Source organism: Archaeoglobus veneficus SNP6 (assembly GCF_000194625.1).
In the GTDB taxonomy this organism is placed as follows: domain Archaea; phylum Halobacteriota; class Archaeoglobi; order Archaeoglobales; family Archaeoglobaceae; genus Archaeoglobus_C; species Archaeoglobus_C veneficus.
In genome coordinates, this window is the sequence record NC_015320.1 from 1,605,468 (window position 1) to 1,632,189 (window position 26,722).

Sequence of the window (26,722 nt, forward strand, 5' to 3'; positions counted from 1 at the left end):
ATCACCTCAACTCCCTGAGCCTTATATTAAGAGATGCAACGGCTACGAGGCCAAGAATTAGCGTAATGAGGTTCTTCAGTCCGTGGTCAATCAGTGAGACTGCAAACGCAAGGCTTGCGTCCATGCCCGACATGCTCGATGCGAAGATTCCGGTCATGACCGCTTCGTACGTACCTATTCCACCCGGAGTAAGGGGTATAACCTTCGACACGTTTGCAATGGATACTGCAAGCATCACTGCCGGAAGAAATACAGGATTTGCAAACTGCGCCCCTCCAAGTCCGATGAGCACGAGGTAGCAGACGATGACGTCGATTAACCAGATTATTGCAGACTGGACGAATATAACTGCGGAATTCCTCATGTCCATCAGTCTCTTCGCATCCCTCGCAATTCTGCCCAGAATGTTCTCCATTCTCGAGAATGCTGCAAGTAGGGCCACTATCACGAAAAGCATTGCCAGAGCGTAGAACGGAGATGGATTTGAGAAGCCTGTTACGGCTATAGCCACGAAAGCTATGAACACGACCGCAGCAAGGTCAAAGATTCTCTCAACTGCAAGACCTGAGATGGATGTAGTGAAGGGTACATCCCTCAGCCTGAAAACGTAGGCTCTCGCCACGTCCCCCACTCTCACAGGCGTCACAACGTTCATTGTCTGGCTGATTGCTACGCTTTCAGTAGAGAAAACGAGCGAGACTGTGTATCCAAGCCGTGAGACTATGTATCTGAACCTCTCGCCCCTTACCACATACGACAGCGCGTAGATAACTGCAGCGAGGGTGATGTAGTAGGGATTCGCTGAGAGAAGTATGCTGACGACGTTTTCAAGTCCAACAAAAGATGCGATGCCTGCAATAATTGAAACGGCAAGGATAATTGAAAATACAAGAAACTTTCTGCTCGATCTTGTTTCTTCCGCCCACATCTGGAAGAGCTTACCAAGCATGTAGCCCGAGTCCTTTGCAAGGCTAATCTTGCTATCTTTGCTCTGCTTCCACTCGACGGGGATCTCCTTTATTCTCAACCCTTCCCGCTGTGCGAGAACGAGCACCTCTGTGTCCCAGAACCAGTGCCTGTCTTTTGCCTTCTTACCGAGATCCAGGATTAAATCCTTCTTGAACGCCTTGAACCCACACTGGTGGTCTTTTACCTTTGAACCAAGCATGAAACGAACGAGGAAGTTGTACACCTTCGATGCAACGTTCCTTCTGACAGGCCTCTCGGCTTTGCTACCCTTTGTGAGCCTTGAGCCTATCGCAATGTCGTAGCCTTCGACGGCTATCGCATCTATGAGTTCCTTCAGGTGCTTCAGATCCGTTGAGAGATCAACGTCAACGAAGGCGACAATGCTGCCCTTTGCAGCCTCAAAAGCCCTGAGAATGGCCCCACCCTTTCCGAGCCGCTCATCTGAATGCAGGTGCCTGATTCTGTTACCGTCTGCAAGCTTTGCGGCGATTTCAGCAGTACCATCTGTGGAGCCATCCTCCGCTATAATTACCTCGTAATCGTAGCCAATCTTTTCAAGGGCCTTGATTATCTCCATTACAGCCATTTCAAGCCTCATGGCCTCGTTATAGGCCGGCAGAACCACTGAAACTACTGGCTTCTCTTGCATCAGCCCAAGGCATTCGAAATTGTATTAAACTATTTTCAATAGGACTGTTCGTGAAACGCGTTCAGAGCCTGCTTGGTGTCATCATATTACTGGCGCTCTTCTACACCCTCAGGGATGACTTAGGGAAGGTTGAAGGATTTTTACCTCACTTTTTCCTTATTGCTGTCATTTCGTATTCGATACTCAACCTCCTGCTTGCGTTCAGAATCCAGTACCTTCTCCAGAAAATGGGCATCGCTGCTAACTTCGGGTGCGTTCTCGTGGCTCATCTTGGCGGGATGATCGCCGGCGACGTAACTCCCGGCAGAAGTGGCTATCTAAGCACAGCAAAGTTCCTATCGAGGTGTGGGAGTAACGTCAGCACAGCGATGGCAGCGATTCTCGCCCCACAGGGCGTGGAGTTTATCGTTAAAGGAATTGGAGCGATGCTGGCAATAGCGTACTTTCACTCAGGCGGAGCGATTGCTGGAATAGCGATTATTGCTGTGGGGGCGATAATTCTCTGTTTGCTCTGGAGCAGGAGATTTGATAGACTGACAGGCTTCGTGGAATCAATGCCTTTGGGTAAGCACGTGCTGTCCATGAGAGAAGATGGGATGAAAATGAGGGGTTATGTTATGCAGATACTTGCAGTCAGCCTTATCGGTTGGCTCCTCGTGGGCATTCAGTGGTACTTCGTCGGACTTTCGCTTGGAATGAAGCTGAGATTTCTGGAATACTTGCTTCTTCAGCCCCTCCTTACAGCCCTCATGTTCGTCCCCATAACACCTGCTGGCCTGGGTATAATGGAGTCTGCATCTGTTGTAGTTCTTTACATGCTTGGAGTTGAGCCATCGATTGCGGCGGTTTTTGCAGTTCTGACGAGGATCAGCGGAGTGATTGCTGATCTGCCTGGAGTTTATGCCTTTCTGGTTTCTTCAGATCATACGTGATTTTTCTCAGTATTTTTATACGAGATATGTCCCCCATATCCACGTGCAACCGAGTTACGATGACACTGCAAGGAGGGGAGTCAGGCTGAGGAAGATGAGAGATGGAGCAGTAGCTTTTCTTACAGTCGTACTAATCCTGAGCCTTGTGAAAGGTTCTGTCTTCCCTGCCATCCTCTCAGCTTTCGCCATGATTTACGTTTGGTTTTTATTTGTCATTGCAAGAAGCGAGCCTGCCGTCAGTGATACTATGTTAAAGCTTGTAGAACTCGTCAGTCCAGATGAATGGGCCGTATATTCTTCTTTTCCGTTCAAATATGTGACAATGAAAAAACTGGATACGTTCATTACTCTCAGAAACGAACTTCGCCTTTACGTGTGTAGAGGGGTAGAAAGGGACATGACTCCTCAGGACAGACTTGCTCTTTCATTAGGCAGAGTAGCGCGGAAAACGAGGCCGTTCAACTGCATAAACATTGAAGGGGGCTTCGTAGACATTTCGAGAGGCAGGATTATCATCCCTCACCCGCGAGAGCGAAACAGGATGATAGAAGGTTACGGGTTTAAGGCAGTAATTCGAGGTGTTTATACAACACTGCCCGAACCAGAAGAACTCGCTTCACTTATTTCGGGGTTGACAGTAAACCTCCACTGATTCTCGCTACACTCGATGTTACAGTTTGGACAGACACAGATTAAGAAGTCCGCTAAGAGACGGTTACGAGCAATAAAGCAGAAAGAACTTAAAGGGAGTGTGCGAGGAAACTGCAATGGAGACCGTGAAAGCCTACTGCTTTGACAGGGGCGCTACGCTGTTTTTCGCGTTTGTTATTCTGCTCATTTTTATTCCACTTCCAATATTACTCTCTGCGAGTCTTCTTACGGTAAGCCTTCGCATACCGGCACTGATGGCCTTGCTAATTTTCATCTACGCTCTCTACCGCCTGCCTTTACCGTTCGTTCGAAGAGCCGTTAAGGTCGAGAGCATTACGGCTAAGAAGCTTCTGGAAGTTAGCATGAGCAGAAAGGATGTTTTCAGGGCCATGTTGTGTAAATTGTGCCTGATCAGACTCGTTCCTCTGTTCATTCTCTCAGCGGTTTCATTTGTAGCCGGTCTTCTTTGTTCGTCTTACACGACGATATTTCTCTCATTCTATTTTCTTCTCTACTTTCCGTTCCTCGTCGTAGAGAGCAGGAGAAGCGTCATGCTGTGCGATGCAGGAATAGTTATCTGGCAGAACAGGATGTTGAAAAAGTGGAAGGATGTCAGATGTGAAATAGGAAAGGACTGGATATACCTTATCCCTCCTCTGGACTTTCCCTACGTCCTGCCCCGCAGGCGGGAAGTTGAGGAAATAATTTCTGGCATACCAGATGTCAGTTGCAGGAGTTGTACGGGCTGAGTGTCTTTCATTTATTTCATTTATGAAACACCAGATGACATCAGGGTTCAGTAAACGTAAGCGTCAACAACAACGTGAATAACTCCTGGCGAGTAGTTCTTTACCTTCCTGAATTTCAGAATCTTCACTTCCTTTCCTTCCCTCTCTGCAGCCTTCTTTATTCTCTCAACAGGTCTGTTGATTACTGCTTCCGGCACGGCCTCGTGGTAGTGTATTGTTCCCTCACCTTTTAACGCTCTGATCGCAACCGGTATGAACTCGTGGCAGTTGATGTGCCCCATAACAACTCTGTCCGCAATCCCTTCAGGAGTCACGTACATGGAGTCGCCGAGAATCGGGACTATTCTGCTAACTTGATTGAGCCTGATGTTTTCAAGGAGGAATCCGTATGAATCGGGGTTTATTTCGATGGAGTAGACCTTCTTCGGTCTTGAATGGACAGACATCGGGATGGAGAAGTAGCCGATGCCAGCAAACATGTCGACAACGACCTCGCCGTCTTCAACGATTCTTGCCATCCTCATCCTTTCCGCCTGATTTCCGGGACTGAACATCACCTTCGTTACGTCGAGCTTGAACAGGCAGCCATTCTCTCTGTGTATGGTTTCACTCCCATCGCCGGCAATAAGCTCAACCCTCGGCCTTCTGAGCATACCTTTCTTGCCGTAATCCTGCCATACAGCCCTGCAGTGGGGGTGGATTTGGAGGAGCGTCTTTCCTATCAACTGTCTGTAATCTCTGAGTTCATCTGTTATCTTGATGAGGATTATGTCTCCGATAATCTTGTACCTTCTCGGAATGTACTCGTGGAGGTCTTCGGGAATCTTCCTGCTCAAAATCTCGAAGAGGTCTTTACTTTTCGCAAAAACAGGATTTTGCTGCTCGATAATCTCATAACCAGTAAAGAGGTCTTCAAATCCGTCGTATATTGGTATTTCCACATACTCCCCTCTGCAAACGACGAGCCTGTTCTTGTCCTTCGCTCCACTTCTCTCTGCGAGCCTTCTGATCTCCTCGGCCTTCTCCTTTGGCACCCTTACTGCCTTCATACTCGCATAAGCTCTTCGGGAATTACGTAAACTCTGCCTTCGTACTCGAACGTGTAAACTTCGTCTCCCGGCCTGAAGCTTGCCTTCGGTCTGACTGCTGTAACGACCTCGTGCGTTACGGGATGTAGGACTTCTATCGCTGCAGCGTCAACGTTTATTACTACGCTTTTCACAACATCGCTGCTCCTTGCAACGAGTTTCGGCTTTTTGAGGTTGATGGTCTCACCGCTCTCTATCGACACACTCTTTCCAAGCCTCGGATTCGTCACCACTGCGAGCCTGCCATCTTGCTCGACGATGTCTCCCTTTCTGTAGGCAGGGAGCCTTACGGAATATGTGAACCTGTACACGTCCCTTCCATCCTTCCTGCCGGAGATTTTCTTACTCTCCGTAATAGCTCCGCCAAGCTCCTCAGCAATCCTTCTTGATATCTTTCTCCCAATATTTCTGTCCCCAATGTAGTAGTCTATGCCCTCCTTCCTTTCTACAATCTTGCTTATGAAGGCTTTCATGTTCTCCCGCTCTTTGTCCAGCACAGCCTCAATAATTTCTCTCACTGCCCTGAACTCCTCTTCCTCGATATCTCTTCCGTCAGCTCTAACCTGTACTATCGACTCGTAGTAACCTCCCGCTTCCCTGCTACACCTCTGGCAGATTTCGCGCGTAACCCTGGCCTCAAAGGTTTTGCTCACCTCGACGCCTTCGCCCCAGAGGCTGCCTGAGATGTGAACGATGTACTTTCCGCCCTCCTTTCCGACTTCGACATCACTAACTTCGAAATCCGGATGAACGCGGAGGGATGAGTAAAGCGCATCAGTCAGAGCTTCATCATAGCCAACGCTCTTCCATCTGCCGCCAATTCTGAAGAATCCGCATCTTGGACATGTGGTTAGTCTGATAATGTCATCTAACCATACAATCTCGTTTCTCTCAATATAGCAACTTGCGCAGATCGTCGAGCTGCTCTCTTTTCCACACACTGCACACCTCATGCAACTTTTCACTCTATTAGGGTTGGTATAAAAATGTGCGCGTGGTGCCTGGCGAGGATATGTAAGTGATATGGAAAGATCACAATAAACCAGGAAAAATAAAAATTATTGAATTCTAAATCAGGCGAATGCATATACAATGTGCACGCTCGCCCTAACTTCAACCTCTGATGGGGCTATGGGAGTGGGAACAGCCTCCATCACCTCCGCCTTTACCGGATACGGTACGACGGATGGATAGTAGACATCTCCAATTGATATCCTGACGGGGTAGTAGCTATCCACACTCATTTCTTCCGCTACTGCTTCAACTTTTTCACTCGCACTTCTTACGGCCTTCTTCAGAGCCTCTTTGTATAGCTCGCTCCTTCTCTCCTCGGAAAGCTGGAAGTAAATGGACACTATCCTGTTCGCCCCACCCCGTACGGCAGCATCAATGACACTTCCAGCCTTTGAAGGATTGCACGTAACTTCAACCGTATTCGAAACTCTGTAGCCGACTATCTCGCTTCTCTGCTTTTTTATGATCCCGTCGCTTTCCTCAACCCACTCGTAGATGGGTTCGATGGAGTAAGATCTCGTTTTTATCGCCTCTTCTCCCACGACTGACATTATCTCCTTAAAAACTGCGTTCATCCTTTCTGCATTCAGCTCCGCTGCCTTGCTGGCGTTTTTTGCCTCGGTTACAACGGAAATGGCTACGTGAGCTTCGTCTGGCTCGGCTTTCACAACTCCCGTTCCGGTAACACTAATGGTTTTGTTGAAGTTCTGACTCGTCGCTATAGACTGTGAGCCGGACACTGCTACAATAGCCAGAACGAGCGCCAATACTGCCGCGAGCAGGAACTTCTTTCCGGTCTCCATAGCTCTGCTTGATCATCAACGTTTTAAACCATTTTATTTTGTTATAAATAATTTAAGTGTAAAATCTAAACCCAAAATTCGGGGAAAAGACAAAATAAGTGGAGGAGTAAGAAAGCAGGATGCTTGTGGTGTTTGTGTCTCATAGGGTGGAATTTCTCCCGCTCTTCGAGGAAGAGGCAAAGAAGTGGGATACAATAATTCTCGAGGAACCAAGGAGCAGGGAGCTTGATGAACTTTTTAAGGGCAAAATGGGTGTCGATGAGTACGCGAAGTGGCTCGACACGCCTTTCCCTCTCTTCACCCGCCGCCAGGCGGAGATGCTCGTAAGACTCCACAGAATGGGGAAACGTATACTGGAAGTAGAACCCTATCTTCAGGTAATAGAGGGGATACACGACGCTGTGGAGAGAGGGCAGTTTGAGGAGTACGTAAAGGATGAGCGTGTGCAGGCTGTAAGAGAGATCGAAAGAAGAGCGACGGAAGCTTTGATAAGATATCAGGAGGTTTTCATGCAGCGAGATTTTGACAAGCTCGTTGACGCAACGGTGAGCTTTGCGAAGGTCGATGCCGATAGGTTCAGGATGAGAGACTACATGCGGGCAAAGGCCATAGCAGAAATTGCGGACAATAGAGCATTAATAGAGGCGGGACAGATGCACGTCATGCTGCCGGAGTACCTCCGCAGGATGGGCATTGAAGTCAAAACTCTGAATTTGCCAGAGGTTGCCGCGAGGAAGTGCGGGATTGAGTTCGTCCAGAATCCTGGGACGGTGCTTACCAGAATGTACATCCTCGGGAAAAACGTCAGCGAGGATGAGGAGCGATTGCTCGCCGCTCAGGCTCTTGTGTACATTTCCCTTGTTGGAAAGGAGGAGATGGTGCCAACAGAGAATAGTCCATTCCCTCACCTGTTGGATGAGACTAAAGTTGCAAAGTTTGCGAGCAGACTTAGCTACGAGGACTGCAGAAGATTTTTCGAGAGGGTGTGGGGTGTTCAGAGTTAAACACTGAGTCTGTCATTTGGGCGTCAATGCCCGAAAGGATAACCCTGTCTACGCATCTATAGACGTAAAAAATAGCGGGTCAGAATCTTCTATGCTATGCCACTCCTCTCAAGCAAGTCGTCGTCCTCCAGTAAATCAAGCCCGCCATCGGCCATAACAGTTCTGTTCAGAATGATCACTCTATCTGCCACCTCGGGCACCAGCCACAGTTCATGGGTTGCGGTTATCAGTGTACCCTCGTAGTCGGATATAAAACGCAGAATCTCTCTTCTCGCTTTTCCATCGACGTTTGCTGTCGGCTCGTCGAGCAGGAGTAGCCTTGGTTTGAGCATCAGAACGCATGCAAGAGCCACTTTTTTCTTCTCTCCACCACTCAGCCTGAAGGGGGGCTTGTGGAGGACGTTTACCAGTCCAAATTTCTCTGCAAATTCCATCGCGAGCTTTCTCGCTTCCTCTTCTGGTACATCGAGCTGGGCGGGAGTGTAGAGCAGTTCGTCCATGACGGTGGGATTGAAAAGGAAGTCGTCAGGGTTCTGGAATATTATGCCGACGTTTCTCCGCATAAAATCTCTATCGCTGGCAGGGTGCCCAAAAATTTCTATGTGGCCGGCTTTTGGCTTTATCAGTCCGGCGAGGAGGAGTAAAAACGTCGTTTTGCCCCCACCGTTCGGGCCAAGAAGGGCGACTCTCTCACCTTCATCAATATCTATGGTGACCCCCTCAACACCCCGACTGCCGTCCGGGTAAGCATAGCTGACGTTTCTCGCAACCACTGCCTTCATATCAACACCGCTGCCGTGATAGCAACCAGCACAACGTCTGCAATCGTCGGCTTAAATTTCTTCCCGTAAACCTTCGTTTTCCCGCTGTAACCCCTCGCCACAGATGCAAGATAAACTCTCTCGCCTCTCTCGTAGGCCCTTATGAAGAATGAGCCAAGGAGCTCGCCACCCTTCCTCCACGTATCAACGAAGTCGGGATGTTTTATCTGCCTTGCATCCCTTGCAAGGAGCATTCTATAAAGCTCGGCGAACATCAGGTGGATGTAGCGCAGCGTTAGCGATACCGTGGACGTGATTATCTCGGGCAGCTTGAAAGAGCGCATCGCTGCAATCGTATCGCTGTATGGTGTTGTGAGCATGAACAGCGTAAGGAAAGAGACTGCGAGAAAAACCCTCAGGGCAAAAACGAACACGTAAACAGGATCAGACAGTAGAAACGGTGAGAGAACGAGAACCGAGAAGGCAGGAATCATCCAGACCCTTGAAAAGTAAAGCTTCAGTCGAATTCTCGACGTTACGAGGAGCAGAAACAATACAGCAAGAAGAACGAGCAGCCTCTTCAGTTCAAACGTTGAGACAGATGCGTATACAAGTAAAAAAAGGCACGGGAGTTTTATCCGGGCATCTCCACCAAGAAAGCCTCCTCCAGCAACCTCCCAGCTAAAAAAATTCTGAAAGTAACTTGCTGCCTCTTTTGCAGTCCTTTCTATTACGTCGTGCATTCCTGTAATCCTTTGGCTTTCTATATTTAGCTCTTCCTCAGCACCGCTCCGAGTCCGTAACCAACTCCGAGTGTTATCACTGTTCCAACAATTCCTGCTATCAGTGTTCCAGAGTATGAATCAAGACCCGGAACCGTGTAGTCGGGCAGCACGCCTGAGTAAATCGGGTGTTCTTCCAGCCCTATCATCTCAGCAGCGTTTTCAAGGGGTTCACTATAGCCAACGAGTTCAGCAGCATAGGCGAAGAGAGGGGATAGCGCAACCATTACTGCAATGGCGATGTAGACTTTCTTCAAGCTCCCACCTCCACCAAGTCAGGGCGCGTTGTGGCAATATAGCTGACAACTCCGGCGGTGATTATACCCTCTATGATTCCGAGCAGTGCGTGCCACATGCCCATTACCGGCACAGTTGTTGCAAGGCCATAGGCGAAAGAGGTAGAGATTCCTATTTCGATTCCCGCAAAGATGGCTGCGAGAGTTATACCGAGCCATCCCGCAATGAAAGATGCGACGCTCTTGTTCGAAATCGCTCTGTAGATATAGTAGCCAACGAAGACGTTGATAACGGCCATGTTCCAGACGTTTGCTCCCAAAGCCGTTATCCCACCATCACCAAAAACGAGGCACTGCACAACGAGCACAGCAGTCATCGCAAGGCAACCGGCGTAGGGGCCTAACAGGATGCCTGCAAGAGCACCTCCAACGAAGTGTGCTGAAGTACCTCCGGGGATGGGCCAGTTCAGCATCTGAGCAGCAAAGATTGCCGCAGCCACCATCCCGAGCAGAGGAGCTTTACTCTCATCAAGTTCCTTCTTCGCCCTGTACGCGGAATAGCCCACAACCACGGCTGAGAGAACGTAGAAGATGGCTGCAATGTTCATATCAAGGAAACCGTCGGGGATGTGCATGTTCCACCTCCTTTTGTTATGTACTGGCAGAAACTTAACACTTGTTGATAACACTTTCGGTACTTATTTCCAAATCGTTATAATGAATAACAATATGTTACTACAAAATTAATAAAAAATTAGGAAAGAATATCTTTGAGTGTTTTAAGAACATCTTCCGCGTGCCCGTCGACCTTCACGTTCTTCCACACTTTCACAATGTTCATTTCTGGATCGATAAGAAAGGTTGTGCGCTTTGCAGTCTTCCCATTTTCCTTCAGAACCCCATAGGAAGAGGAGATTTTCTTATTCACATCTGCTACTAGAGGGAAGCGAAGCCCAAGCTTCTCTGCAAATTTTTTGTGGGATTCGACGCTCTGTGTTGACACACCTATGACTGCCGCATTTAGCTTTTCAAATTCATCAAGCAGCTCGTTAAAGCTCTTAGCCTCCTTTGTGCATCCCGGGGTGTTGTCTTTAGGGTAGAAATAGAGAACAACCCATTTCTTCAGCTCGCCTATCTTAATCTTTCCGAGCTGAGTTTCGGCTTCAAAATCTACAGCCTTCTCCATAATTTGATATATATTTCACAATATTTAAAAAATGTTTTTCTCACGTCTCCTCTTTCTTATTGCAAGATAGATAGCAAGCAGGACTATGGTAGCAACACAGAGCAATCCGACGATGAGTAACCAAGTATAGTCGGCACCCATGGCCTTTGGAGTACCGACTTCTGGGACTGTTTCTCTTGGAACGTACTTCTCTACAGTGTAGGATCTCTTCTGTACCCCTAATCGCGTAATAGCCATGGTTGCGGTAGCAATCAAAGCCGTGGCACCGGCAGCTACAGGCAGTAGCATCTTTACCTTTCTCCATCTCAGAACGGATCTGCCCGAATTCGTGAGTTCGTAGTAAACCCACTTTCTGCCATCATCGATTCTTCTAACGTATCCAGCGTTTTCGAGAATTCGCACGTGGTAAAGAATTGTTGGCTTTGACAAACCGAGAACCCTCGATAGTTCGGAAACTGTGTACTTCCTCCCGTTCAGGGCTTTGAGAATAGATACCCTCGTTCCATTAAGGTCCTGCTCTGCCTGCACCACTCGCTCGCGCGCCAAGTCCACTTTTAACAGTCCGTACCGTAACTTATAGGGCTTGCGAAAATGTTAGATGGATTTATGATAAATATGTAGTCTAAAATTTTGAATCTACCACTGCTACAGCTTTTTAACCATGTACTCGAACCTCTTTCTGTACCCGAGCCTTCTGTAGTAGTCTCTGACACCAACGCCACTTATAACTGCTATCCTGTCGTACTCCTGCTTTGCGATTTCCTCAGCCTCTCTGAGCAGCTTTTCTCCAAAGCCACGGTGCTGGAAAGCTTCAGTATCCCTGCCTCCAATTGGAACTGTCTTTCCGTAGACATGCAGCTCTCTAACAAGAGCAGTATCCCTAAGCACGTCTACGAACGGCTCATGTGGAAACCTCAGCCTTATGAACCCGACGAGTGCATCGTAATCGGGCAGCTCGTAGGATATGAAGTACTCTACACCTTTCGATGCTTTGTACTTCCTCACAACGAGATCTGCCTGTCTTTCTATTTCGTCGCTTGAAAGTTTAACTCCGAGCTTTCTCAGCCTGTGCCCCACTTCCCGGCAGCGAATGCATCTGCACTCGTAGCCGTACTCCTTCAGCTTTTCATGTACAAGCTGCCTTATGTTGCCTTTTTCGAGACCTATTGCACGATTGACGGGAATATCGCGCTGGATTCTCTGCACCCTCACCCACTCTGGCAGATAGCGCTTTGCTCTGGCTATGAGCTCGACAACTTCCTCGGTAGTGTAAGGCCTGTATTCACCGGCTTTCCACCACTCGTAGAGTTCTGTTCCTTCAACAACGAGCGTTGGATAGATTTTGAGGTAGTCGGGCTTGAAGCTCTCGTTTGAGAAGAGCTCTTTGAACATCTCAACGTCTCTATCGAAGTCGCTACCCGGCAGTCCCGGCATGACGTGGTAGCCCACTTTGAAGGCTGAATCTTTAAGCAGTTTCGTGGCTTCGATTGTGTCGGCAACACTATGACCTCTCCTGATCAAATTGAGTACGTCGTCGTAAACACTCTGAACACCGAGCTCGACTTTCGTTGCCCCATAGCGGAGCATCTCCAAAATGTGTTCTCGCTTCGAGAAATCGGGACGGGTCTCTATTGTTAGGCCTACGCACCTCGCTTTGGCTTTTTCGTTCTTCCTCTTCGCCTTCTCCAGGTCACTTTCAGGCTTTGCACGGCTGTCAAAGCAGTTCAGGGCGTTGAAAATGTCGAGTATGAACCTGTCTCTGTAGTCCTTCTCCCTTGCGGGGAAGGTACCGCCCATGACTATTATCTCTACTTTATCAACGTCGTGTCCGATTTCAGAGAGCTCTTTCAGCCTTGCGCTCACCTGCTTAAACGCGTTGTAGCCATGCTGCCTGCCACGCTGCGCAGCAGGTTCCAAGCCAATATAACTCTGAGGTGTGCCTATTTCAACCCCTCCGGGGCATGGAACACATTTACCGTGGGGGCAGGGGGCGGGAGAGGTCATTACGGAGACTACAGCGACTCCACTTATCGTCCTTACAGGCTTGAGACGGAGAAGTGACTTTAGCTGAACGAGTTCATTGCATTCACCAAATCTCTCCCTGAACGCAGAGAGGATGTCGGGATCTGCTGGTAATGCAGGCAGCCTGTACTTCCTGCTGATTTCCTTCTTGATTTTCGCGATCTCTTCTTTACATCTGGGTTCGAGTTCGAGGATAGCATCAGCTATCTCGATGCAAGCCTTTGTGTATTCGCTGGATTTGCTCGCTGCTCTGGTATCCACTAACTTGAGAGTTTAGATGATGGGATAAAAAAGGTTTGGCGGGAATTGAACTTGAGTGTAATCAATTCGATTTGGTTGAATTAGAATGACATCTGCCGTGGTCTTTATTTCGGGCAATTGGTGACTTACTTAAGCAAACTGCTTGCGTTGTATAGCACATCGTAAACGAGTAATCCTGCAATTCCGAAAATGAGCAGTGTCTGAAGTCTTTCCTCCCCTTCAGACCCCGTTCTAACCAGATCGATCTTATACTTCTTGCGTTTAGGCCAGAACCAGTTTACTCCTGTAGGATTCAAGCTATCGCTTAGTAAATGAGTCATATACCCAATGAAGAAGATGAGAGCATAAGAAATACTCGCTTTAAAATACCAAAGAAAAATTACTAAACTTGCAGTAAACAAAGTGGCGCCTACAAGGCTATGAGTCCAACCCCTGTGCGGTGTCGTCTTACAAATAGCAAGAGAAAGAAACTCCCAATTCCCTCGACTTATGTACGACCTGGGATGATCTAAATCCGGGAATAAAGCTCCAATGGGCGCAATAGCAATTGCGTAAGTGAAGGGTACAATGGACTTTAAAGGAGGAATCAATTCATAAATTACCACTATTATAAAAATAGAAAACAGTATATGAGTTGTGTGCCTCATAAATTTTACCACTTTCTGCGTTTAGCCCTCTTAGCTCTTCTTTCCATCGCCCCGATCGGGTCAAGTGTGCTTGGGTCAAACACTCTTCCTACAGGGGTATCCACGGTATGAACTTTTGTTATATGCTGCTTTAAGCCCTTATTGCTCCTAAACCACTTCCCGCAATGAGGGCATTCAGGCATAAAGGACACCTAATACTCAGTTAGATTTTTTAGTATTAAAAATTAACGCTAAATCAGCGAGAATTATATGCAATTCTGTGAAATATATAAAATTTTTTGGGATTAATGGAGTCTCTTCAAGTCCGGGTTTGTTGATTTTGTGCATCCATTTTTTGATGCGGATGAGTTTAATAAAGATGTTTTACACAGAATTGACCATCCGAGGTGAGAAGCACAAATGAATCCCATTCCATGGTCTCTGGAGTTTATTCAGGTGCTTGGAGCTGTGGTAATTCTTTTGATGGTTTTTCCATCTCTTTTTAGAAAACAACTCCCACTTTGGACCTGGTTCGGGAAATTAGTTATTCTTCTGATTTACCTGCTATTTATTTGCGTCGCTATTTTCCATGAAGGAGGACACGTGTTTGCTTATGCTATCTTCGGCATCAAATTCACTTATCATTTTGATTTGCTATCTTCCCCCCATGTTACCGCTGAGAATCCTCCACCTCCTATAGTACAGCTCATCTCTTTGGTCATGGGCCCCATTTTCCAAGCAGTTCTTGGATACATCTTTCTGTTCTCGGATTGGTGTCTTCTCAAGAAGTTCAGAGAGGGATTTCTTGACAAAAATTTGACAAACATTACTTTGGTTTTTCATTTTAGTCCTTCTTGGAAGTCTTTTGGATATTTATGGGATCATTGTAATATCACGACATCTGTTGAGTTAGGAAGTAAAAATTTGTTAAAGTTTAAATCTGTCTTTAAATTCAAAGACTTTCATGGACGACGATCGTTCAGGGGACGAAATTTTAGAAAAACTGAAAGTTATAGAGAATAAAATAGACAAATCGACCAATGTAACAGTGAACTTAACAGGCTTTGCCATAGGAGTTACTTATGTATTTTTTGCAGTAGGACTCTACACGAATTTCTTTGCAGAACAAACCATTCGTATAATAGTCGAAGTTATTGCAATGCTATTGGGTATAACCCTGCTATTGACTTCGAGTGTAAATCTTTCTAAGTGCTTGCCAACGTCAAAAAGAGAATTGAGAGAATCGCGTTCAAAAAATCTTCAAAAAGAAATTAACATAAACGTCGAGAAAAGATCTGAGACTGTGGATGGAGGAGAACAAATTAAGTTAGTCAAAATAGCTGGAGGTTACTTGACATCATTTGTACTTCTATTTCTTGGACATAGCCTTATAATTAATGAGGTTGTGGGACGGCCGAGTAATGCTTGCCTTGGGGACGATCGTAGCAATAATTGCACTGAAATCTAATTTATGAAGTTTAAATCTGCCCAACTGGTTTGTAGTTTAATCATTAGGTACTTTTGGGTAAGATTATTGAACTATGTATTTCGCGCTTACCTAAAAAAGTTTGAAGTGGAGTCGTTTTAGAATAATTCCAAAATTTTACCACTCAAGCTTCGCAGCACTGAACACGGGCCCTTCAACGCAAACCCTTAGCCCATTTTCGAGCACGCATGAGCCGCAAACACCAATTCCACACTTCATATATCTTTCAAGAGAGAATTCCGCCCTGTTCAGCAGTTCTCTCTCATTCAACAGTTTGTACAAAGCTTTAAGCATGGGTTCCGGGCCGCATGCATAGATCTTTCTGTAGCTGCTAAGGTCTTTCGTGGCAGCAAGCTCTACGACGTTACCGTGAAATCCGGCGCTGCCGTCGTCTGTGGCAACTTCGTAGCTCTTCAGCCTTTCAAGGCATACGATTTCGTCGGCGTTTCTCGCTCCGTAGAACACGTGCACTTCCACACCCTCGGCAATTAGATAATCATGAAGGTAGAGGAGCGGAGCGATTCCAATTCCCCCGGCTACGAGCAAAGCTTTGCCTTCTGCAGGTGTGAAGGGGTTACCCATTGGTCCCTTGATACCTACAAGGGCTCCCGGAGATATATCGACGAGGGCTCTTGTGGTCTCTCCGACAGCTTTAACGGTTACAGAACGAGGGGAGGAAAGACTCAGGGGAATCTCCTCGTAGCCGAAGAGATTGAGCATGACAAACTGGCCAGGATATGATGGTAAAATGCCGTCAAATACTATTGTTGCAACGTCTTTGCTGTGCTTTACAACTTTTTCAACCCTGACACAGTACATTTCATCACCCCGTATGCGCCTTACCAACGAGTTCTACAAGACTCTCGCCTGTTGAGCGGGTGTATGCTTTCAGACTCTCAACGAGGCTGTAGAAAATACGGTGGCTGTAGAACAATGCCGAGCCTATTTGAACTGCCGTAGCTCCTGCAAGGATGAATTCAACAACGTCTTTCCATGTTGTAATGCCTCCAACACCAATTACGGGAACATCCAGTTCCTTGTATAAATCCCAGACACACTTTAAGGCAATAGGTTTTATCGCTTCCCCACTCACTCCACCACTTATATTGCTGAGCTTTGGCTTTCTGCTGACTATGTCGATGCTCATTCCTTTCACTGTGTTTACTGCAACGACCGCATCTACTCCACCCTCTTCTGCAGCTTTTCCTATTTCAACAACATCGAGTACGTTTGGAGATAGCTTTGCAAAGACTGGCTTTTCTGTTGAGCGCTTAACTTCTGCAACGATCTCTTTAACGAGTTCTGGATCGCTTCCGACCGCCATGCCAACGTTTTCGGCATGAGGACAGCTCAGGTTGAGCTCGAAAGCATCGGCCATGGGGAAATGAGGAGTGAGGGATGCAAACTCCTCTGATGTTGAGGCGAAGAGACTTACAACAAGAGGCGACCTACCTTCGGCCCTGAACTTCTCGAGTTCTTCTGCAAAAGCCCTGACTCCGGGAGAAGAAAGCCCTACAGCGTTTATAAGACCGTGGGCATAGTTAACTACAACGGGGTTCCTGTAGCCCTCTCTCGGCTCCGTTCCAACGGACTTTGCAACAACCGCTCCAGCGTGCCTCGAAATTCTTATGAGTGAGGACACATGACTGCCCATAATCCCGCTTGCAAGCATCAGCGGGTTCTTCATCTTTAAACCGCAGAGCTCAACTTCGAGCATTAAGTGTGCTTTCCCGCGAATGTATAAGGGTGTTTTGGTCTCCTGCATTTTCCCGTGTTTACGGGATTAAACAAAACGAGTTGCTTGTTTTACTACCTACCTCATCGCAAATTCAACGGCAGACTTTGCATGAATGGTTGTGGTGTCAAAAACGGGCACGTCAACGTCTTCCTGCTTAATTAGAAGTGGTATTTCGGTGCACCCCAAAACTATACCTTCCGCGCCCTTAGACACGAGATTCCCAATGATTTCCTTAAACCTCTCCTTAGATTCCTGCCTTATGATCCCCTGGCACAGTTCGTTGTAGATGACACTGTGGACTACTACCCTCTCGTCTTCCTCAGGGATTATTACTTCAATGCCGCTCTCTCCTAACTTTTTCTTGTAGAAGTCTTCTTCCATGGTAAATTTGGTTCCAAGTAAGCCAACATTTCTCAATCCTTTTTCTTTAATTTTCTCAGCAGTTACGTCTGCGATATGGAGCAAGGGAATACTGATGCCCTCCTGTACTTCTTCCGCCACCTTGTGCATCGTATTCGTACAGATAATTACAAAATCAGCACCTGCCTTTTCTAACCTTTGTGCTGCATCAATCATTACTTCTGTGAGTTCCTTCCATTTTCCTTCGTGCTGCAATTTTTCAATCTCCTCAAAATCAACGGAGTAGATAATACATTTAGCAGAATGGAGCCCGCCCAACTTTTCTTTTACAGTTTCATTTATGATTCTATAATACTCGAGTGTCGATTCCCAGCTCATTCCTCCGATGAGACCAATTGTTTTCATTTTAACCGCCTAAAGGTGCTGAAAAGATTAAATCACGAAAACAGCCGCAGCAACCACGGTGGTATACTTATCTTTCTCCACTACTGCTCTGGCGGTAACGCTGAATGTCTTCGCTGGTTCGATTTCGAACGCCGTTCTGAGCATGTATGCAGCCATCTCTTCGGCATACCTGCCCATATCCTCCTCCCCATTGCGGTAGCCGTGATACTCGGTGATGTATCCGTTAAGGCTGGGGTCAGATGGAATCGCTGCCCCGATACTTGCAAAGATTTCCTTCCCCTCTTCGTTACTCGTCTCCCTTGCCATTACGCAGAATACAATCTGCCCGGGACTGAGCTCTTTGAGGCCGTCTTCCTGCTCTACAATCTCGCATCCTGGTGGGTAGATGCTGCTTACCGGAACGAGGTTGAACTTTTCAATCCCCGCATCTCTCAAGGCAAGCTCAAAGCTAACCAGAGCATCCTCGTGGCTACCCACACCTTTCGTGAAGAATACCTTCCTTGGCACCAGTTTTAGAGGATGTGATACTGTCAAGTCCCCACTCTTTTGAGCGTAATTGCATCCAGAGGCTGTTATCCTGATACCAGTTGTTTCGCTCATTTTCTCGTACACCCTCGGCCACTTTATTGGAGGATATATAAAGATTGTCCCAACTATACGGCTCAGCAATATTTTTGACCGGATTTAAATAGGGCTGAAGAAATTCTGGCCGCTTTAAACGATATTCGTTTGGAAAATTAAAATCGTGAATAAAAAATTTTGTCTCGAGAATAATTTATTCACGTCTGGCCATCTGACGCTGACTACTGAACCGCGTATATCGCAGGCTTCCCCGGCATCGCAGCTTTTCTCTTCTCCTCTGGAACCTCCTCCGCATCAACGACGACTTCAACACCAAGTTCTCTTCTGAAGAATTCGGCATTCTCTTTCAGTACCTCTTCCTCGTTGAGTTCTGCAACTGCAACGCCCTCTTTCATCTCTCTGAACACTCTCTTGACGAATGAGGAAACTTCCTTTGCCATCCCTTTGAACCTCTCGTCGGCCATTATCGTTTTCATTGCATCCTTCATGTTTCCAGCCTTCACGGCCATCTCTGCCACTTCTTTCTTCCACTCTTCAGCCGGTGCAAGGTATACTTTCTTCGCCTCGACGAACTTCAGTACTTCCTTGATATCCTCAAGCACACTTTTAACGTACTCCTCCACCGCTTCTGCCTCTCTGTCCACCTTCGATTCGTCGTACTCCGGATAGCTTTCGAGACTTATGAAGGAGTCGTGCTTCCAGTGCCATATCTCCTCGCATATGTGCGGGGCGAATGGGGCGAGGAGCTTTAGCCAGTCGTCGAAGATGATTGCCAGGTTGTCGCCACCTCTTCTTAGATACCACCTTACGTCAGCCAGCATTTCAAAAAATGCCGTGTTTACAGCTCTCCTCGTCTGCAGTCTGTCCATCGCTTCTCTCGTCTCCTTTATAGCCCTCTGAAGCCTGCTAACGAGCCACCTGTCGAGTCTGCTTGGCTCCTTTACGTCTTTCCTGTAGTACTCTTCAGCCAGGTTGTAGAACCTCTTCAGATGGGAAGCGAGACTTTCGACATCCTTCTTTCTCCAGTCAGCATCGCTGTCGTATTCGGCAGCATAGAGAATGTACATCCTCGTAACGTCTGCTCCGTTCTCCTCGACAGCCCTCTTCATCGTGAGCAGCGGACCCTTGCTCTTGCTCATCTTCTTTCCTTCGAGACTGACGTAGCCGTTCACCGCTATAGCTCTCGGCCAGTACTCTTCGCTGAATATTGCCACGTGGTGGAAGAGGAAGAAGAGAAGGTGGTTCGCGACGAGGTCTTTACCCGAGCTTCGGAGATCAACAGGATACCAGTAGGTGAAGTCTTTCCTCATCTCCTCAACGAGCTCTTTTGGAATTCCCGCTGATTTAGCAGCCTCCTCGGCGTTACCCTCACCAAGAAAGACGTAGTCGAGGAGTTCGGGCGTTATGTTTTCAGCCTTAAGCTTTCCGGCGTTGATGAACTTTGCGAGGATGTAGTAGGCCATGTAGATTGTTGAATCTGAAAGACTCTCTATCAGCCACTCCTTGTCCCAGGGTATGCGCGTCCCAAGTCCCTTTCTGCGAGCACACGCCTTGTCCTTCAGCCACTCTATCTTGTTTCTGAACTCCTCCTTGTAGTAGTCCGGAATTATGGCCATCTTCTCCAGCCAGTTGAGGACTCTACCCTTCCACTCCGGATTGGAATAGTTGAGGAACCACTGGTCTTTCACAACCTTCACGACGCACTTCGTTCCGCATCTGCAAACTACAGGTTTCTCACTGAATTCGTAGAAGATGTCTCCAATACCTCTGCTTATGAAATCGTTCTGTATTCTATCCTTCACTTCGGAGACCTTCATTCCCGCGTAACTGCCCGTAATCTCGAGGAGGACACCCTTGTGGAACTCCTTCTTGTAAAGGATCTTCGTCGCCTTATCGAGTTTCTCTGTCTCTTTCTGGCTCTTTATCCCCATCTCTTCAACGATCTGTTTTGCCGGGATGCCTTCTCCATCCTCACCCTCGACTTTTATGAGAACAATAGGCTGAATAGCCTCAACAACGCTCTTATCGATGCCAAATTCTTTCAGAACCTCTTCGTTCTTCTTCAGCTCCTCAATGGCAATGTAGTCATAGGGAGCGTGAGCTGGTACGCTCATCACAACTCCGGTTGCGTTGTCAGTATCGACGAATTCAGCAGGCAGAATGGGAACTTTTGTCCCAGTAACGGGGTTCTTCACGAGCTTGCCGATGTACTGCTTTGCATCGACCTCTTTAATAAGTTCCACCTGTTTTTCTGTGTACGTCAGCTTTTCATACGCTTCTTTGCTTACGAACCACGTTTCGCCGTTTACCCTTGCAAGTACGTAGGTTGTGGGCTTGAGCCATATGTTGGTGACGCCGAAGACAGTTTCAGGCCTAAGCGTAGCACATGGAAATACAATACCTTCCTCATCCAGGTAGAACTTGATTACTGTGAAATCAACAATCGTCGCGTTCTCACCCATGAGTAGGTCGTGATCCTCAACGGGGTTTGCATCGTGGGGGCAGTAACGAACTGGATGCGTGCCCTTTACAACAAGCCCTTTGTCCTTCAGCTTCCAGTACTGCCACTCTATGAAGCGCTGGTATTCCTCGTCTGTGGTTGTGAAGCACCTCCGCCAGTCAATTGAGTAGCCTATTGACTTCAGGGCTTTGAGAGCTTCCTGGGAGAAATACTCGACTATCTTCTCCGGCGTTTTAAGGGTCAGCAGGACGTCCAGCGGGACGTCGTGATACTCTGTATAAACCTTAATCGTTCTTTCATCTTTCTTCGCAATCAGCTCGGCTAATCCGATTATGGGCGTACCGGTAACGTGGAAGCCGAGGGGATAGAGCACGTTGTAGCCGAGCATTCGTTTATAGCGCGCAACAGCATCTCCTATCGTGAAGGTTCTTGTATGTCCTGCGTGCAAATTCCCGTTAAGGTAAGGATATGGAATTGTAAGGAAAAACTTCGGCCTTGAGTCTGGCTCAGCGTTGAAAATTCCGCTTTCCTCCCACTTTTTCTGCCATTTTTTCTCTATCTCCCTGAAGTTAACGTCATGCATGCTTTTCCGCTTTCCGCGGGATTTAAAAAAATTATCAAAGCAAACCTCTATTATGGAAGAAAAAGTCAGAGAGTGGATTGAGAACTTTATTCTTGAATACTCGCGGAGCACGGGAGTTAACTTGTGGAGAGAGCCGTTGGTGGGCTTTGCAGATTCGTCAGATAACGCATTCGAAAAGCTGAGGACCGTGGTTTCCGAACATCACCTGATTCCAGAGGATGCGCTCAGCGGGGCGAGGAGCGTTATTGTGTACTTTATACCCTTCAGAAGAGAGGTAGTGGAGAGCAACGTTAAGGGGAAGCACGCGTCGAGGCTGTGGGCAACCGCATACATCAAAACAAACAGGCTTATTTCGGAGATCAACAGGTACGTCGCAAGGAAGCTCGAAGTGTACGGATACGAATCTCTTGTCCTCCCGCCCACGCACAACTTTGACGAGCAGAGGCTTGTGAGCGACTGGAGCCACAAGCACGTCGCCTACATAGCTGGCCTTGGGACTTTCGGCCACCACACCATGCTGATCACTGCAGAGGGCTGCTGCGGCAGGCTTGGAAGCTTAATAACGCGGGCAGAGTTCGAGCCAGGAGAAACGATTAAGGAAGAGTACTGTCTTTACAAAAGAGGCTCTGAGTGCCTCGCATGCGTGAGGAGATGCAGGTTTCAGGCTTTGATGGCTGATGGCTTCAACAGGAAAAGATGCTACGAAGTCTGTCTGGAGAACGACAGATTCTACAGCGATTTGCCCCTCACGGACGTCTGTGGCAAGTGTGCATGTGGAGTTCCGTGTTCATTCGGGGTTCCATGCGATTCTCGTTGAGTCCGTAGCGTAGCTCCTCCCCATGCGGTCAACAGCATCAACGACGACTATCAGTACCTCTCCCTCTTTGGGCACGTCCTCCGGGCTTCTGAACCCGATGTAGGCTGTTATGTTATCTCCCTCGGTTTCTATGGGGACCCACGTTATAGGCGTAACACCCTTAGACGTGTACGCGAACACGTGAATACCGGGGAATGGCACGTCAGACGGCAGGTATATCCTCTCCGGAGCTTCGCTTTTGTTTATGTAAGCAGCTTTGGCGTAGTTGATCTTCAGCAGGTGCGTGCCGGAAATGTTATAGTGCATGAATTCAACCTTAACCGCCGGCAGTTTTTCAACAGGCTGAGAGCACCCGCAGAGGATAATGGCAGCGAGAAGAACAATCAACGTCACTTTAGCGAGTCTCATTAGAGAATACGGGCCATGGCGAATATATAACCCTTTTGAACTTGCAGCATTTACTCTGACAAATTCGCAGAAACTCTGGAATTTATAATCTCCAATTAAGTGGAAACTGCATAAAAGTTGATGCTTCAGTCCTTGCTGAGCCTGGCGAACTCCCTCTCCGCAGCCTCTTCGAACGCCCTGATGAAATACCCTTCCATTCCTCGGTCTATCAACGTTGCTGCGGCAATTCTGTGGGTTGCATCGGCAATTCCACCAACTTCCTCGGTTGCAGCCGGAATAAGCACATCCAGTCCGGGAGCCTGGCCCATGAGGATCCTCTTTTCGAGTGCCAGTGGAACCCTACCACTGAGCTTTACCACATCCCACTCGAACTCTCCGATGTCTGGGACGTACTTGGGGCAGTTCTGGAATCCGAGGATGTACCTGTCCTCCTTGAGGAAGACCATGTCTTTTATCATCTGGCAGAACTCGCCAACGGCCTTAACACCCATTGGAGAGAAGATGTCTCCAACGTGGAACCACTGCGAGTACTTCTCAATGTGCAAACCGCCGTTCCTCAGCATGTATATTGCTTCTTCGAACTTCTTGTCTCTAATTTCCTTGAGCTTTTCGACCTCATTGATAGTCTCCTCGTCGAATCCCTCAAAACATGCTTTTAACCCCTTCCTGTACCCCTTCTTCTCGTAGGCAACGACACCCAGCGTGGTCAGCCTTTCTGCAACAACATCAGCGAACTCGTCGAAAAACTGGATGTAGTATCTCTCCTTTTGTCCTTCGATTTTTATCTTTGCCTGCCCGAGATCTACCGCCTCGTCGAGCACGAACCTGTCGAAGCCGAGAACTCCGCCTGAGCGATCGTGGTAGTCGCCAACCGAGCCTATGACTGCAAGGTACGCGTAGCTCTTCATCTTTTCGTGTATACACGCGCTCAGCAGGTAATTCAGCGTGGATGCAGAGACGAACGTATCTCCGGAGACTCCGAAGAGTTCGGGGTCAAACACAAATACGGTTTCGCTTTCAACAGACTTTGCCGGGTGGTGGTCGATAATCCACACAGTGCACCTGCCATCGTTGACCTTGTCAATCATCTCGGCGGCAAGTCCTGCAAGGTCAGTATAGATTACCACCTCTCCCTCGTACCTGTTGTGAATCGTTTCTACAATTGAGGAGTGCACCTTTTCGATGCAGATTAAATTAACGCTGAGGTCGAGAAGTTCGCACAACTTGGATAGAATCGCAGCGGAGCATATACCGTCTGCGTCGTTGTGGTGAACTATTACGGCGTGTTCACCGGAGTACTCTTTTATCATCTCTCCCATCTGGGTCATCTTCTTGATGAAGTCGTGGTTCAGGAAGCCATCCATCGGCATGGTAGTAAATATTACTTTAAAGTTTAAATTTTTTTAGTATAATTCATTATAGCCACCCCAGTTACCTCGCTCAATTGTGAAAATTACCACGCGAAAGATTACAGAACACTGAAAAATATATGTAGTTATAAATTAACAGTTGTAGATCTGGTGATTATTGTGGCTGAAGTGAGCAAGAGACTAAATAACGTTGCTGGCAAAGTAGACCTGCTCGTCGTTGGCGGCGGGATTACTGGGGCTGGCATTGCCCTCGATGCAGCGTCGAGAGGTTTGAAAGTAGTTCTCGTCGAAAAAGGGGACTTCGCCAGTGGAACGAGCAGCGCGTCATCGAAGCTAATTCATGGTGGCTTCAGATATCTAAAAAGCCGGGACTTCAGACTCGTTTTTGAGGCGCTACACGAGAGGGGACTATTGCTGAAGTTAGCGCCGGGACTCGTGAAACCGCTTCCATTTCTGATTCCGGTTTATGGTGGCGGTTTTAAACACATCAAGAAACTCATCCAGTGGGTTTTTGCCCCAGAAAAGATCACGATGATGGAACTCGTGAAGGCTCCACTTGCCCTCAGAGCAGCAGTGTTTCTCTACGACCTGCTCGCTGGCAGAGAGAAGATAAAGAAGCACAGGATTCTGAGCAAAGAGGACGTGCTCAGAGTTGAACCCGAGCTAAACCCCAGAGGACTGAAGAGCGGGGCAATTTACTGGGATGCGTTCGGCCTCGATTTCAGGCTGACGCTGAGTATAGTAAAGAAGGCCAGAGACTATGGAGCGATTTGTGTTAACTATGCGAAAGTGGTCGAGTTTTTGAGGGAAAACTGTACTGTCGTTGGTGCAAGGGTTAGAGACAGACTGAGCGGTGAAGAGTTCGATTTGTTTGCAAGGAAGGTTGTAGTCGCTGCTGGCCCGTGGGCGGACATCGTTAGAACAAAGGCGGGAATAGAGCGGCGCGTGCTCAGGCCGACCAAAGGCTCACACATCGTGGTCTCGAGAGATAGGCTGAGCATAAGAAATGCTGTGGTCATGGAGGCAATTGACGGAAGGCTAACGTTCGCCATACCCTGGGACGATACTGTAATCATCGGGACGACCGAAATAGAGTTCTACGAATCTCCGGATGAGGCGAGGATTACGAAAGAGGAAGTCGATTACCTGCTTGAAGTAGCCAATCGCTATTTTCCCTCAGCCAATCTCGGTTATGATGATATACTGTCCACGTACTCTGGTGTCAGGCCGCTGATTGATGTGAGGGGGCTTAGCGCCACCGACGTTTCGAGGGAGCACAGGATTGTGGAGGAGAATGGAATGATCACAATTGCTGGCGGGAAGCTGACGACGTATCGCGTAATGGCGAAAGACGTTGTCGATAGGGTCGTGAAGGATTTGGGTGTGGAAAAGGAGTGCACGACACATTCCATCAGGCTGAAGGAGCCGTGCAGAGAAGAAGATATCGACATTGACGATATAGACGTCAGAAAACACCTATCTGAGATTTACAGCAGAGAAGAGGTTGAAAGAATCGTGCAGATGGTAAAAGAGAATCCGAGTCTTGGTGAAAGGATTTTGCCGGAGTATCCACACATATGGGCAGAGGTTACGTTTGCTGTAACGCAAGAGTTTGCTGTAAGACTTTCCGACGTTATTATCAGGCGTCTCGGCCTTTATTTTAAATCACCTGATGGAGAACTTGCGAGGCGAATTGCAGAGCATATGGGTGAAATTTTGGGCTGGGATGCACAGCGCATTGAGAAAGAGGTGAGGGAATACCTGAAAGAAGTTAAAAAGAACATGGAATGGCGAGAATAGGCAAGGGTAAACTCAAATCGTGCATCTATCTTCGCAACATGAACACCTGATTGAGCCTATTGCTGCAACGATTCTCTTCTCCCTTTCCTCGTCGAAGTCGATCTGCCTCAGGAGTACCTCGTCTGCATTCGGTATCTCCTCGATGCTGACTCTCTTTCCGTTCAGAACGTCAAGAACTGACACTTCCACCTCGTTCGTAAGGATGGCAAAACCAAAAACGTTGAACAGCCTCGCAATGGCAATTGTTCTCCTCTCGAGAGGTGTAAGCGGGCGCGCAACTTCCTCACGCTTAACGAGGATATGTCTGCTACCGTTGACGACTGCTATTGCGTCGGCAAAAGCTTTGAAGGTCTCTCCACTTACATCAAAAGAAATCGTTAAGCCATACTCTACCTCGTAGCCCTTCGCCCTGAGAAGCTCGATTATGTCTTCGAACTTCATCACAGATAGTGTGGTCTCATCCTTTAATCCTTTACTGTATTTGCATATTATTTATTTACTATTATTCATTTATAAATCAAAAATTTAGCAGTTACAATCTCGTTAATGGCTATCCACTATCCGCTCTTTCCCGTAAACTATCGCATCTCCTCTGGCTACAAGTTCGTCGCCCCTCAGGACATTTATCTCGAAGAATGCGAGGTTTCTGCCACCTCCTGTCCTGAAGGCTTTTGCAGTCAGCTTTTCACCCGGAAACGCTGGCCTGAGAAAGTCTATCTTTATCGTTACAGCAAACCTCTTGACGTTGTCTGAATTCGCCGCAATTCCCAAAGCAAAGTCTGCAAGGGCTGCGATGTACGAGCCGTGGGCCGTTCCATGGAAATTCGTGTATTCTTCCTTAACGACGCCCTCAACTTTCGCGTAGCCCTCTCTTACCTCCACAATCTCCGCACCAAGAAATTGTCTGAAAGAGTCGTTCTGCAGAACCTCGAGCAGTTTTCTGTTCAAACCGTGATCCGGGACATTATCGGAATCCATA

29 protein-coding genes are annotated in these 26,722 nt (G+C 47.7%); 7 read left to right on the forward strand and 22 right to left on the reverse strand.

Annotation, left to right across the window (positions count from 1 at the left end; translation table 11 throughout):
- Position 1: 1 nt before the first annotated feature.
- Positions 2 to 1,618, reverse strand: coding sequence for a flippase-like domain-containing protein (locus tag ARCVE_RS11140; protein ID WP_013684452.1), 1,617 nt, complete (start codon positions 1,616 to 1,618; stop codon positions 2 to 4).
- 50 nt (positions 1,619 to 1,668) lie between these two features.
- Between ARCVE_RS11140 and ARCVE_RS08960 the strand changes: the two genes are divergently transcribed.
- The 3 genes from ARCVE_RS08960 (at position 1,669) to ARCVE_RS08970 (ending at position 3,950) form a co-directional block, all read left to right on the forward strand.
- Positions 1,669 to 2,550, forward strand: coding sequence for a lysylphosphatidylglycerol synthase transmembrane domain-containing protein (locus tag ARCVE_RS08960; protein ID WP_013684453.1), 882 nt, complete (start codon positions 1,669 to 1,671; stop codon positions 2,548 to 2,550).
- Positions 2,551 to 2,593: 43 nt separating this feature from the next.
- Positions 2,594 to 3,202: a hypothetical protein gene (locus tag ARCVE_RS08965; protein WP_013684454.1), complete on the forward strand. Its 609-nt coding sequence runs from the start codon at positions 2,594 to 2,596 to the stop codon at positions 3,200 to 3,202.
- 115 nt (positions 3,203 to 3,317) lie between these two features.
- Positions 3,318 to 3,950 (forward strand): hypothetical protein, encoded by a 633-nt coding sequence (locus ARCVE_RS08970; RefSeq protein ID WP_013684455.1) that lies wholly within the window; start codon positions 3,318 to 3,320, stop codon positions 3,948 to 3,950.
- A gap of 47 nt (positions 3,951 to 3,997) precedes the next feature.
- Here ARCVE_RS08970 and ARCVE_RS08975 read toward each other — a convergent pair whose 3' ends face one another.
- The 3 genes from ARCVE_RS08975 to ARCVE_RS08985 all read right to left on the reverse strand — a co-directional run bounded on the left by ARCVE_RS08975 (position 3,998) and on the right by ARCVE_RS08985 (position 6,855).
- Positions 3,998 to 4,999 (reverse strand): class I SAM-dependent methyltransferase, encoded by a 1,002-nt coding sequence (locus ARCVE_RS08975; RefSeq protein ID WP_013684456.1) that lies wholly within the window; start codon positions 4,997 to 4,999, stop codon positions 3,998 to 4,000.
- Positions 4,996 to 5,979: a 60S ribosomal export protein NMD3 gene (locus ARCVE_RS10875; RefSeq protein WP_232215795.1), complete on the reverse strand. Its 984-nt coding sequence runs from the start codon at positions 5,977 to 5,979 to the stop codon at positions 4,996 to 4,998. The genes ARCVE_RS08975 and ARCVE_RS10875 overlap by 4 nt, the downstream gene beginning before the upstream one ends.
- 132 nt (positions 5,980 to 6,111) lie before the next feature.
- Positions 6,112 to 6,855: an SIMPL domain-containing protein gene (locus ARCVE_RS08985; protein ID WP_013684458.1), complete on the reverse strand. Its 744-nt coding sequence runs from the start codon at positions 6,853 to 6,855 to the stop codon at positions 6,112 to 6,114.
- A 119-nt stretch (positions 6,856 to 6,974) separates the two neighbouring features.
- Here ARCVE_RS08985 and ARCVE_RS08990 point away from each other — a divergent pair, with 119 nt between their 5' ends.
- Positions 6,975 to 7,859: a hypothetical protein gene (locus tag ARCVE_RS08990; protein ID WP_013684459.1), complete on the forward strand. Its 885-nt coding sequence runs from the start codon at positions 6,975 to 6,977 to the stop codon at positions 7,857 to 7,859.
- Positions 7,860 to 7,948: 89 nt separating this feature from the next.
- On the opposite strand, the gene ARCVE_RS08995 is transcribed toward ARCVE_RS08990, so the two are convergent.
- The 9 genes from ARCVE_RS08995 to ARCVE_RS11820 form a co-directional block, all read right to left on the reverse strand.
- Positions 7,949 to 8,641, reverse strand: a complete 693-nt coding sequence (locus tag ARCVE_RS08995; protein WP_013684460.1) for an energy-coupling factor ABC transporter ATP-binding protein — start codon at positions 8,639 to 8,641, stop codon at positions 7,949 to 7,951.
- Entirely contained in the window at positions 8,638 to 9,363 is a 726-nt protein-coding gene (locus ARCVE_RS10880; protein ID WP_013684461.1) for an energy-coupling factor transporter transmembrane component T family protein, read from the reverse strand. Before ARCVE_RS10880 ends, ARCVE_RS08995 begins: the two co-directional genes overlap by 4 nt.
- A 26-nt stretch (positions 9,364 to 9,389) precedes the next feature.
- Entirely contained in the window at positions 9,390 to 9,659 is a 270-nt protein-coding gene (locus ARCVE_RS11645; RefSeq protein WP_013684462.1) for a PDGLE domain-containing protein, read from the reverse strand.
- Positions 9,656 to 10,273, reverse strand: a complete 618-nt coding sequence (locus ARCVE_RS09010) for an energy-coupling factor ABC transporter permease (RefSeq protein ID WP_013684463.1) — start codon at positions 10,271 to 10,273, stop codon at positions 9,656 to 9,658. Before ARCVE_RS09010 ends, ARCVE_RS11645 begins: the two co-directional genes overlap by 4 nt.
- Positions 10,274 to 10,392: 119 nt before the next feature.
- Complete coding sequence (locus tag ARCVE_RS09015) at positions 10,393 to 10,824, reverse strand: peroxiredoxin (protein WP_013684464.1); 432 nt, start codon at positions 10,822 to 10,824, stop codon at positions 10,393 to 10,395.
- Positions 10,825 to 10,848: 24 nt separating this feature from the next.
- Positions 10,849 to 11,376, reverse strand: coding sequence for a winged helix-turn-helix domain-containing protein (locus tag ARCVE_RS10885; RefSeq protein ID WP_198002000.1), 528 nt, complete (start codon positions 11,374 to 11,376; stop codon positions 10,849 to 10,851).
- A gap of 93 nt (positions 11,377 to 11,469) precedes the next feature.
- Complete coding sequence (locus tag ARCVE_RS09025; protein WP_013684466.1) at positions 11,470 to 13,107, reverse strand: tRNA uridine(34) 5-carboxymethylaminomethyl modification radical SAM/GNAT enzyme Elp3; 1,638 nt, start codon at positions 13,105 to 13,107, stop codon at positions 11,470 to 11,472.
- Between the two features lie 125 nt (positions 13,108 to 13,232).
- A complete protein-coding gene (locus tag ARCVE_RS09030) occupies positions 13,233 to 13,754 on the reverse strand; it encodes a metal-dependent hydrolase (RefSeq protein ID WP_013684467.1) in 522 nt (173 codons plus the stop codon).
- 5 nt (positions 13,755 to 13,759) lie between these two features.
- The gene (locus ARCVE_RS11820) at positions 13,760 to 13,936 is read right to left on the reverse strand and encodes a C2H2-type zinc finger protein (protein ID WP_013684468.1); all 177 of its coding nucleotides are present in this window, start codon (positions 13,934 to 13,936) and stop codon (positions 13,760 to 13,762) included.
- A 761-nt stretch (positions 13,937 to 14,697) separates the two neighbouring features.
- On the opposite strand from ARCVE_RS11820, the gene ARCVE_RS09040 reads away from it, so the two are divergent.
- The gene (locus ARCVE_RS09040; protein ID WP_013684470.1) at positions 14,698 to 15,201 is read left to right on the forward strand and encodes a hypothetical protein; all 504 of its coding nucleotides are present in this window, start codon (positions 14,698 to 14,700) and stop codon (positions 15,199 to 15,201) included.
- A gap of 135 nt (positions 15,202 to 15,336) precedes the next feature.
- Here ARCVE_RS09040 and ARCVE_RS09045 read toward each other — a convergent pair whose 3' ends face one another.
- From ARCVE_RS09045 to leuS, 5 genes are all read right to left on the reverse strand, one after another.
- Positions 15,337 to 16,038: a dihydroorotate dehydrogenase electron transfer subunit gene (locus tag ARCVE_RS09045; RefSeq protein ID WP_013684471.1), complete on the reverse strand. Its 702-nt coding sequence runs from the start codon at positions 16,036 to 16,038 to the stop codon at positions 15,337 to 15,339.
- A gap of 4 nt (positions 16,039 to 16,042) precedes the next feature.
- Positions 16,043 to 16,936, reverse strand: a complete 894-nt coding sequence (locus ARCVE_RS09050) for a dihydroorotate dehydrogenase (protein ID WP_048085953.1) — start codon at positions 16,934 to 16,936, stop codon at positions 16,043 to 16,045.
- 96 nt (positions 16,937 to 17,032) lie between these two features.
- Complete coding sequence (locus ARCVE_RS09055; protein ID WP_013684473.1) at positions 17,033 to 17,722, reverse strand: aspartate/glutamate racemase family protein; 690 nt, start codon at positions 17,720 to 17,722, stop codon at positions 17,033 to 17,035.
- 27 nt (positions 17,723 to 17,749) lie between these two features.
- Positions 17,750 to 18,322 carry a pyruvoyl-dependent arginine decarboxylase gene (locus ARCVE_RS09060; RefSeq protein WP_013684474.1) on the reverse strand — a complete coding sequence of 191 codons (573 nt, stop codon included), beginning with the start codon at positions 18,320 to 18,322 and terminating at the stop codon, positions 17,750 to 17,752.
- 203 nt (positions 18,323 to 18,525) lie between these two features.
- Positions 18,526 to 21,348 carry a leucine--tRNA ligase gene (leuS, locus tag ARCVE_RS09065; protein ID WP_013684475.1) on the reverse strand — a complete coding sequence of 941 codons (2,823 nt, stop codon included), beginning with the start codon at positions 21,346 to 21,348 and terminating at the stop codon, positions 18,526 to 18,528.
- Between the two features lie 52 nt (positions 21,349 to 21,400).
- Between leuS and ARCVE_RS09070 the strand changes: the two genes are divergently transcribed.
- Positions 21,401 to 22,165, forward strand: a complete 765-nt coding sequence (locus ARCVE_RS09070; RefSeq protein WP_013684476.1) for an epoxyqueuosine reductase — start codon at positions 21,401 to 21,403, stop codon at positions 22,163 to 22,165.
- On the opposite strand, the gene ARCVE_RS09075 is transcribed toward ARCVE_RS09070, so the two are convergent.
- Positions 22,136 to 22,573 (reverse strand): hypothetical protein, encoded by a 438-nt coding sequence (locus ARCVE_RS09075; RefSeq protein WP_013684477.1) that lies wholly within the window; start codon positions 22,571 to 22,573, stop codon positions 22,136 to 22,138. The genes ARCVE_RS09070 and ARCVE_RS09075 overlap by 30 nt on opposite strands.
- A gap of 125 nt (positions 22,574 to 22,698) precedes the next feature.
- Positions 22,699 to 23,943, reverse strand: a complete 1,245-nt coding sequence (locus ARCVE_RS09080) for a single-stranded-DNA-specific exonuclease RecJ (protein WP_013684478.1) — start codon at positions 23,941 to 23,943, stop codon at positions 22,699 to 22,701.
- Positions 23,944 to 24,102: 159 nt separating this feature from the next.
- Between ARCVE_RS09080 and ARCVE_RS09085 the strand changes: the two genes are divergently transcribed.
- Positions 24,103 to 25,743 carry a glycerol-3-phosphate dehydrogenase/oxidase gene (locus tag ARCVE_RS09085; protein WP_013684479.1) on the forward strand — a complete coding sequence of 547 codons (1,641 nt, stop codon included), beginning with the start codon at positions 24,103 to 24,105 and terminating at the stop codon, positions 25,741 to 25,743.
- Between the two features lie 12 nt (positions 25,744 to 25,755).
- Here the strand turns inward: ARCVE_RS09085 and ARCVE_RS09090 are convergent, their stop codons facing one another.
- Both ARCVE_RS09090 and ARCVE_RS09095 read right to left on the reverse strand, forming a co-directional pair.
- On the reverse strand, positions 25,756 to 26,184 hold the full coding sequence (locus ARCVE_RS09090; RefSeq protein ID WP_013684480.1) for a hypothetical protein: 429 nt from the start codon (positions 26,182 to 26,184) through the stop codon (positions 25,756 to 25,758).
- A gap of 102 nt (positions 26,185 to 26,286) precedes the next feature.
- Positions 26,287 to 26,721, reverse strand: a complete 435-nt coding sequence (locus ARCVE_RS09095) for a PaaI family thioesterase (protein WP_013684481.1) — start codon at positions 26,719 to 26,721, stop codon at positions 26,287 to 26,289.
- Between the last annotated feature and the right edge of the window lies 1 nt (position 26,722).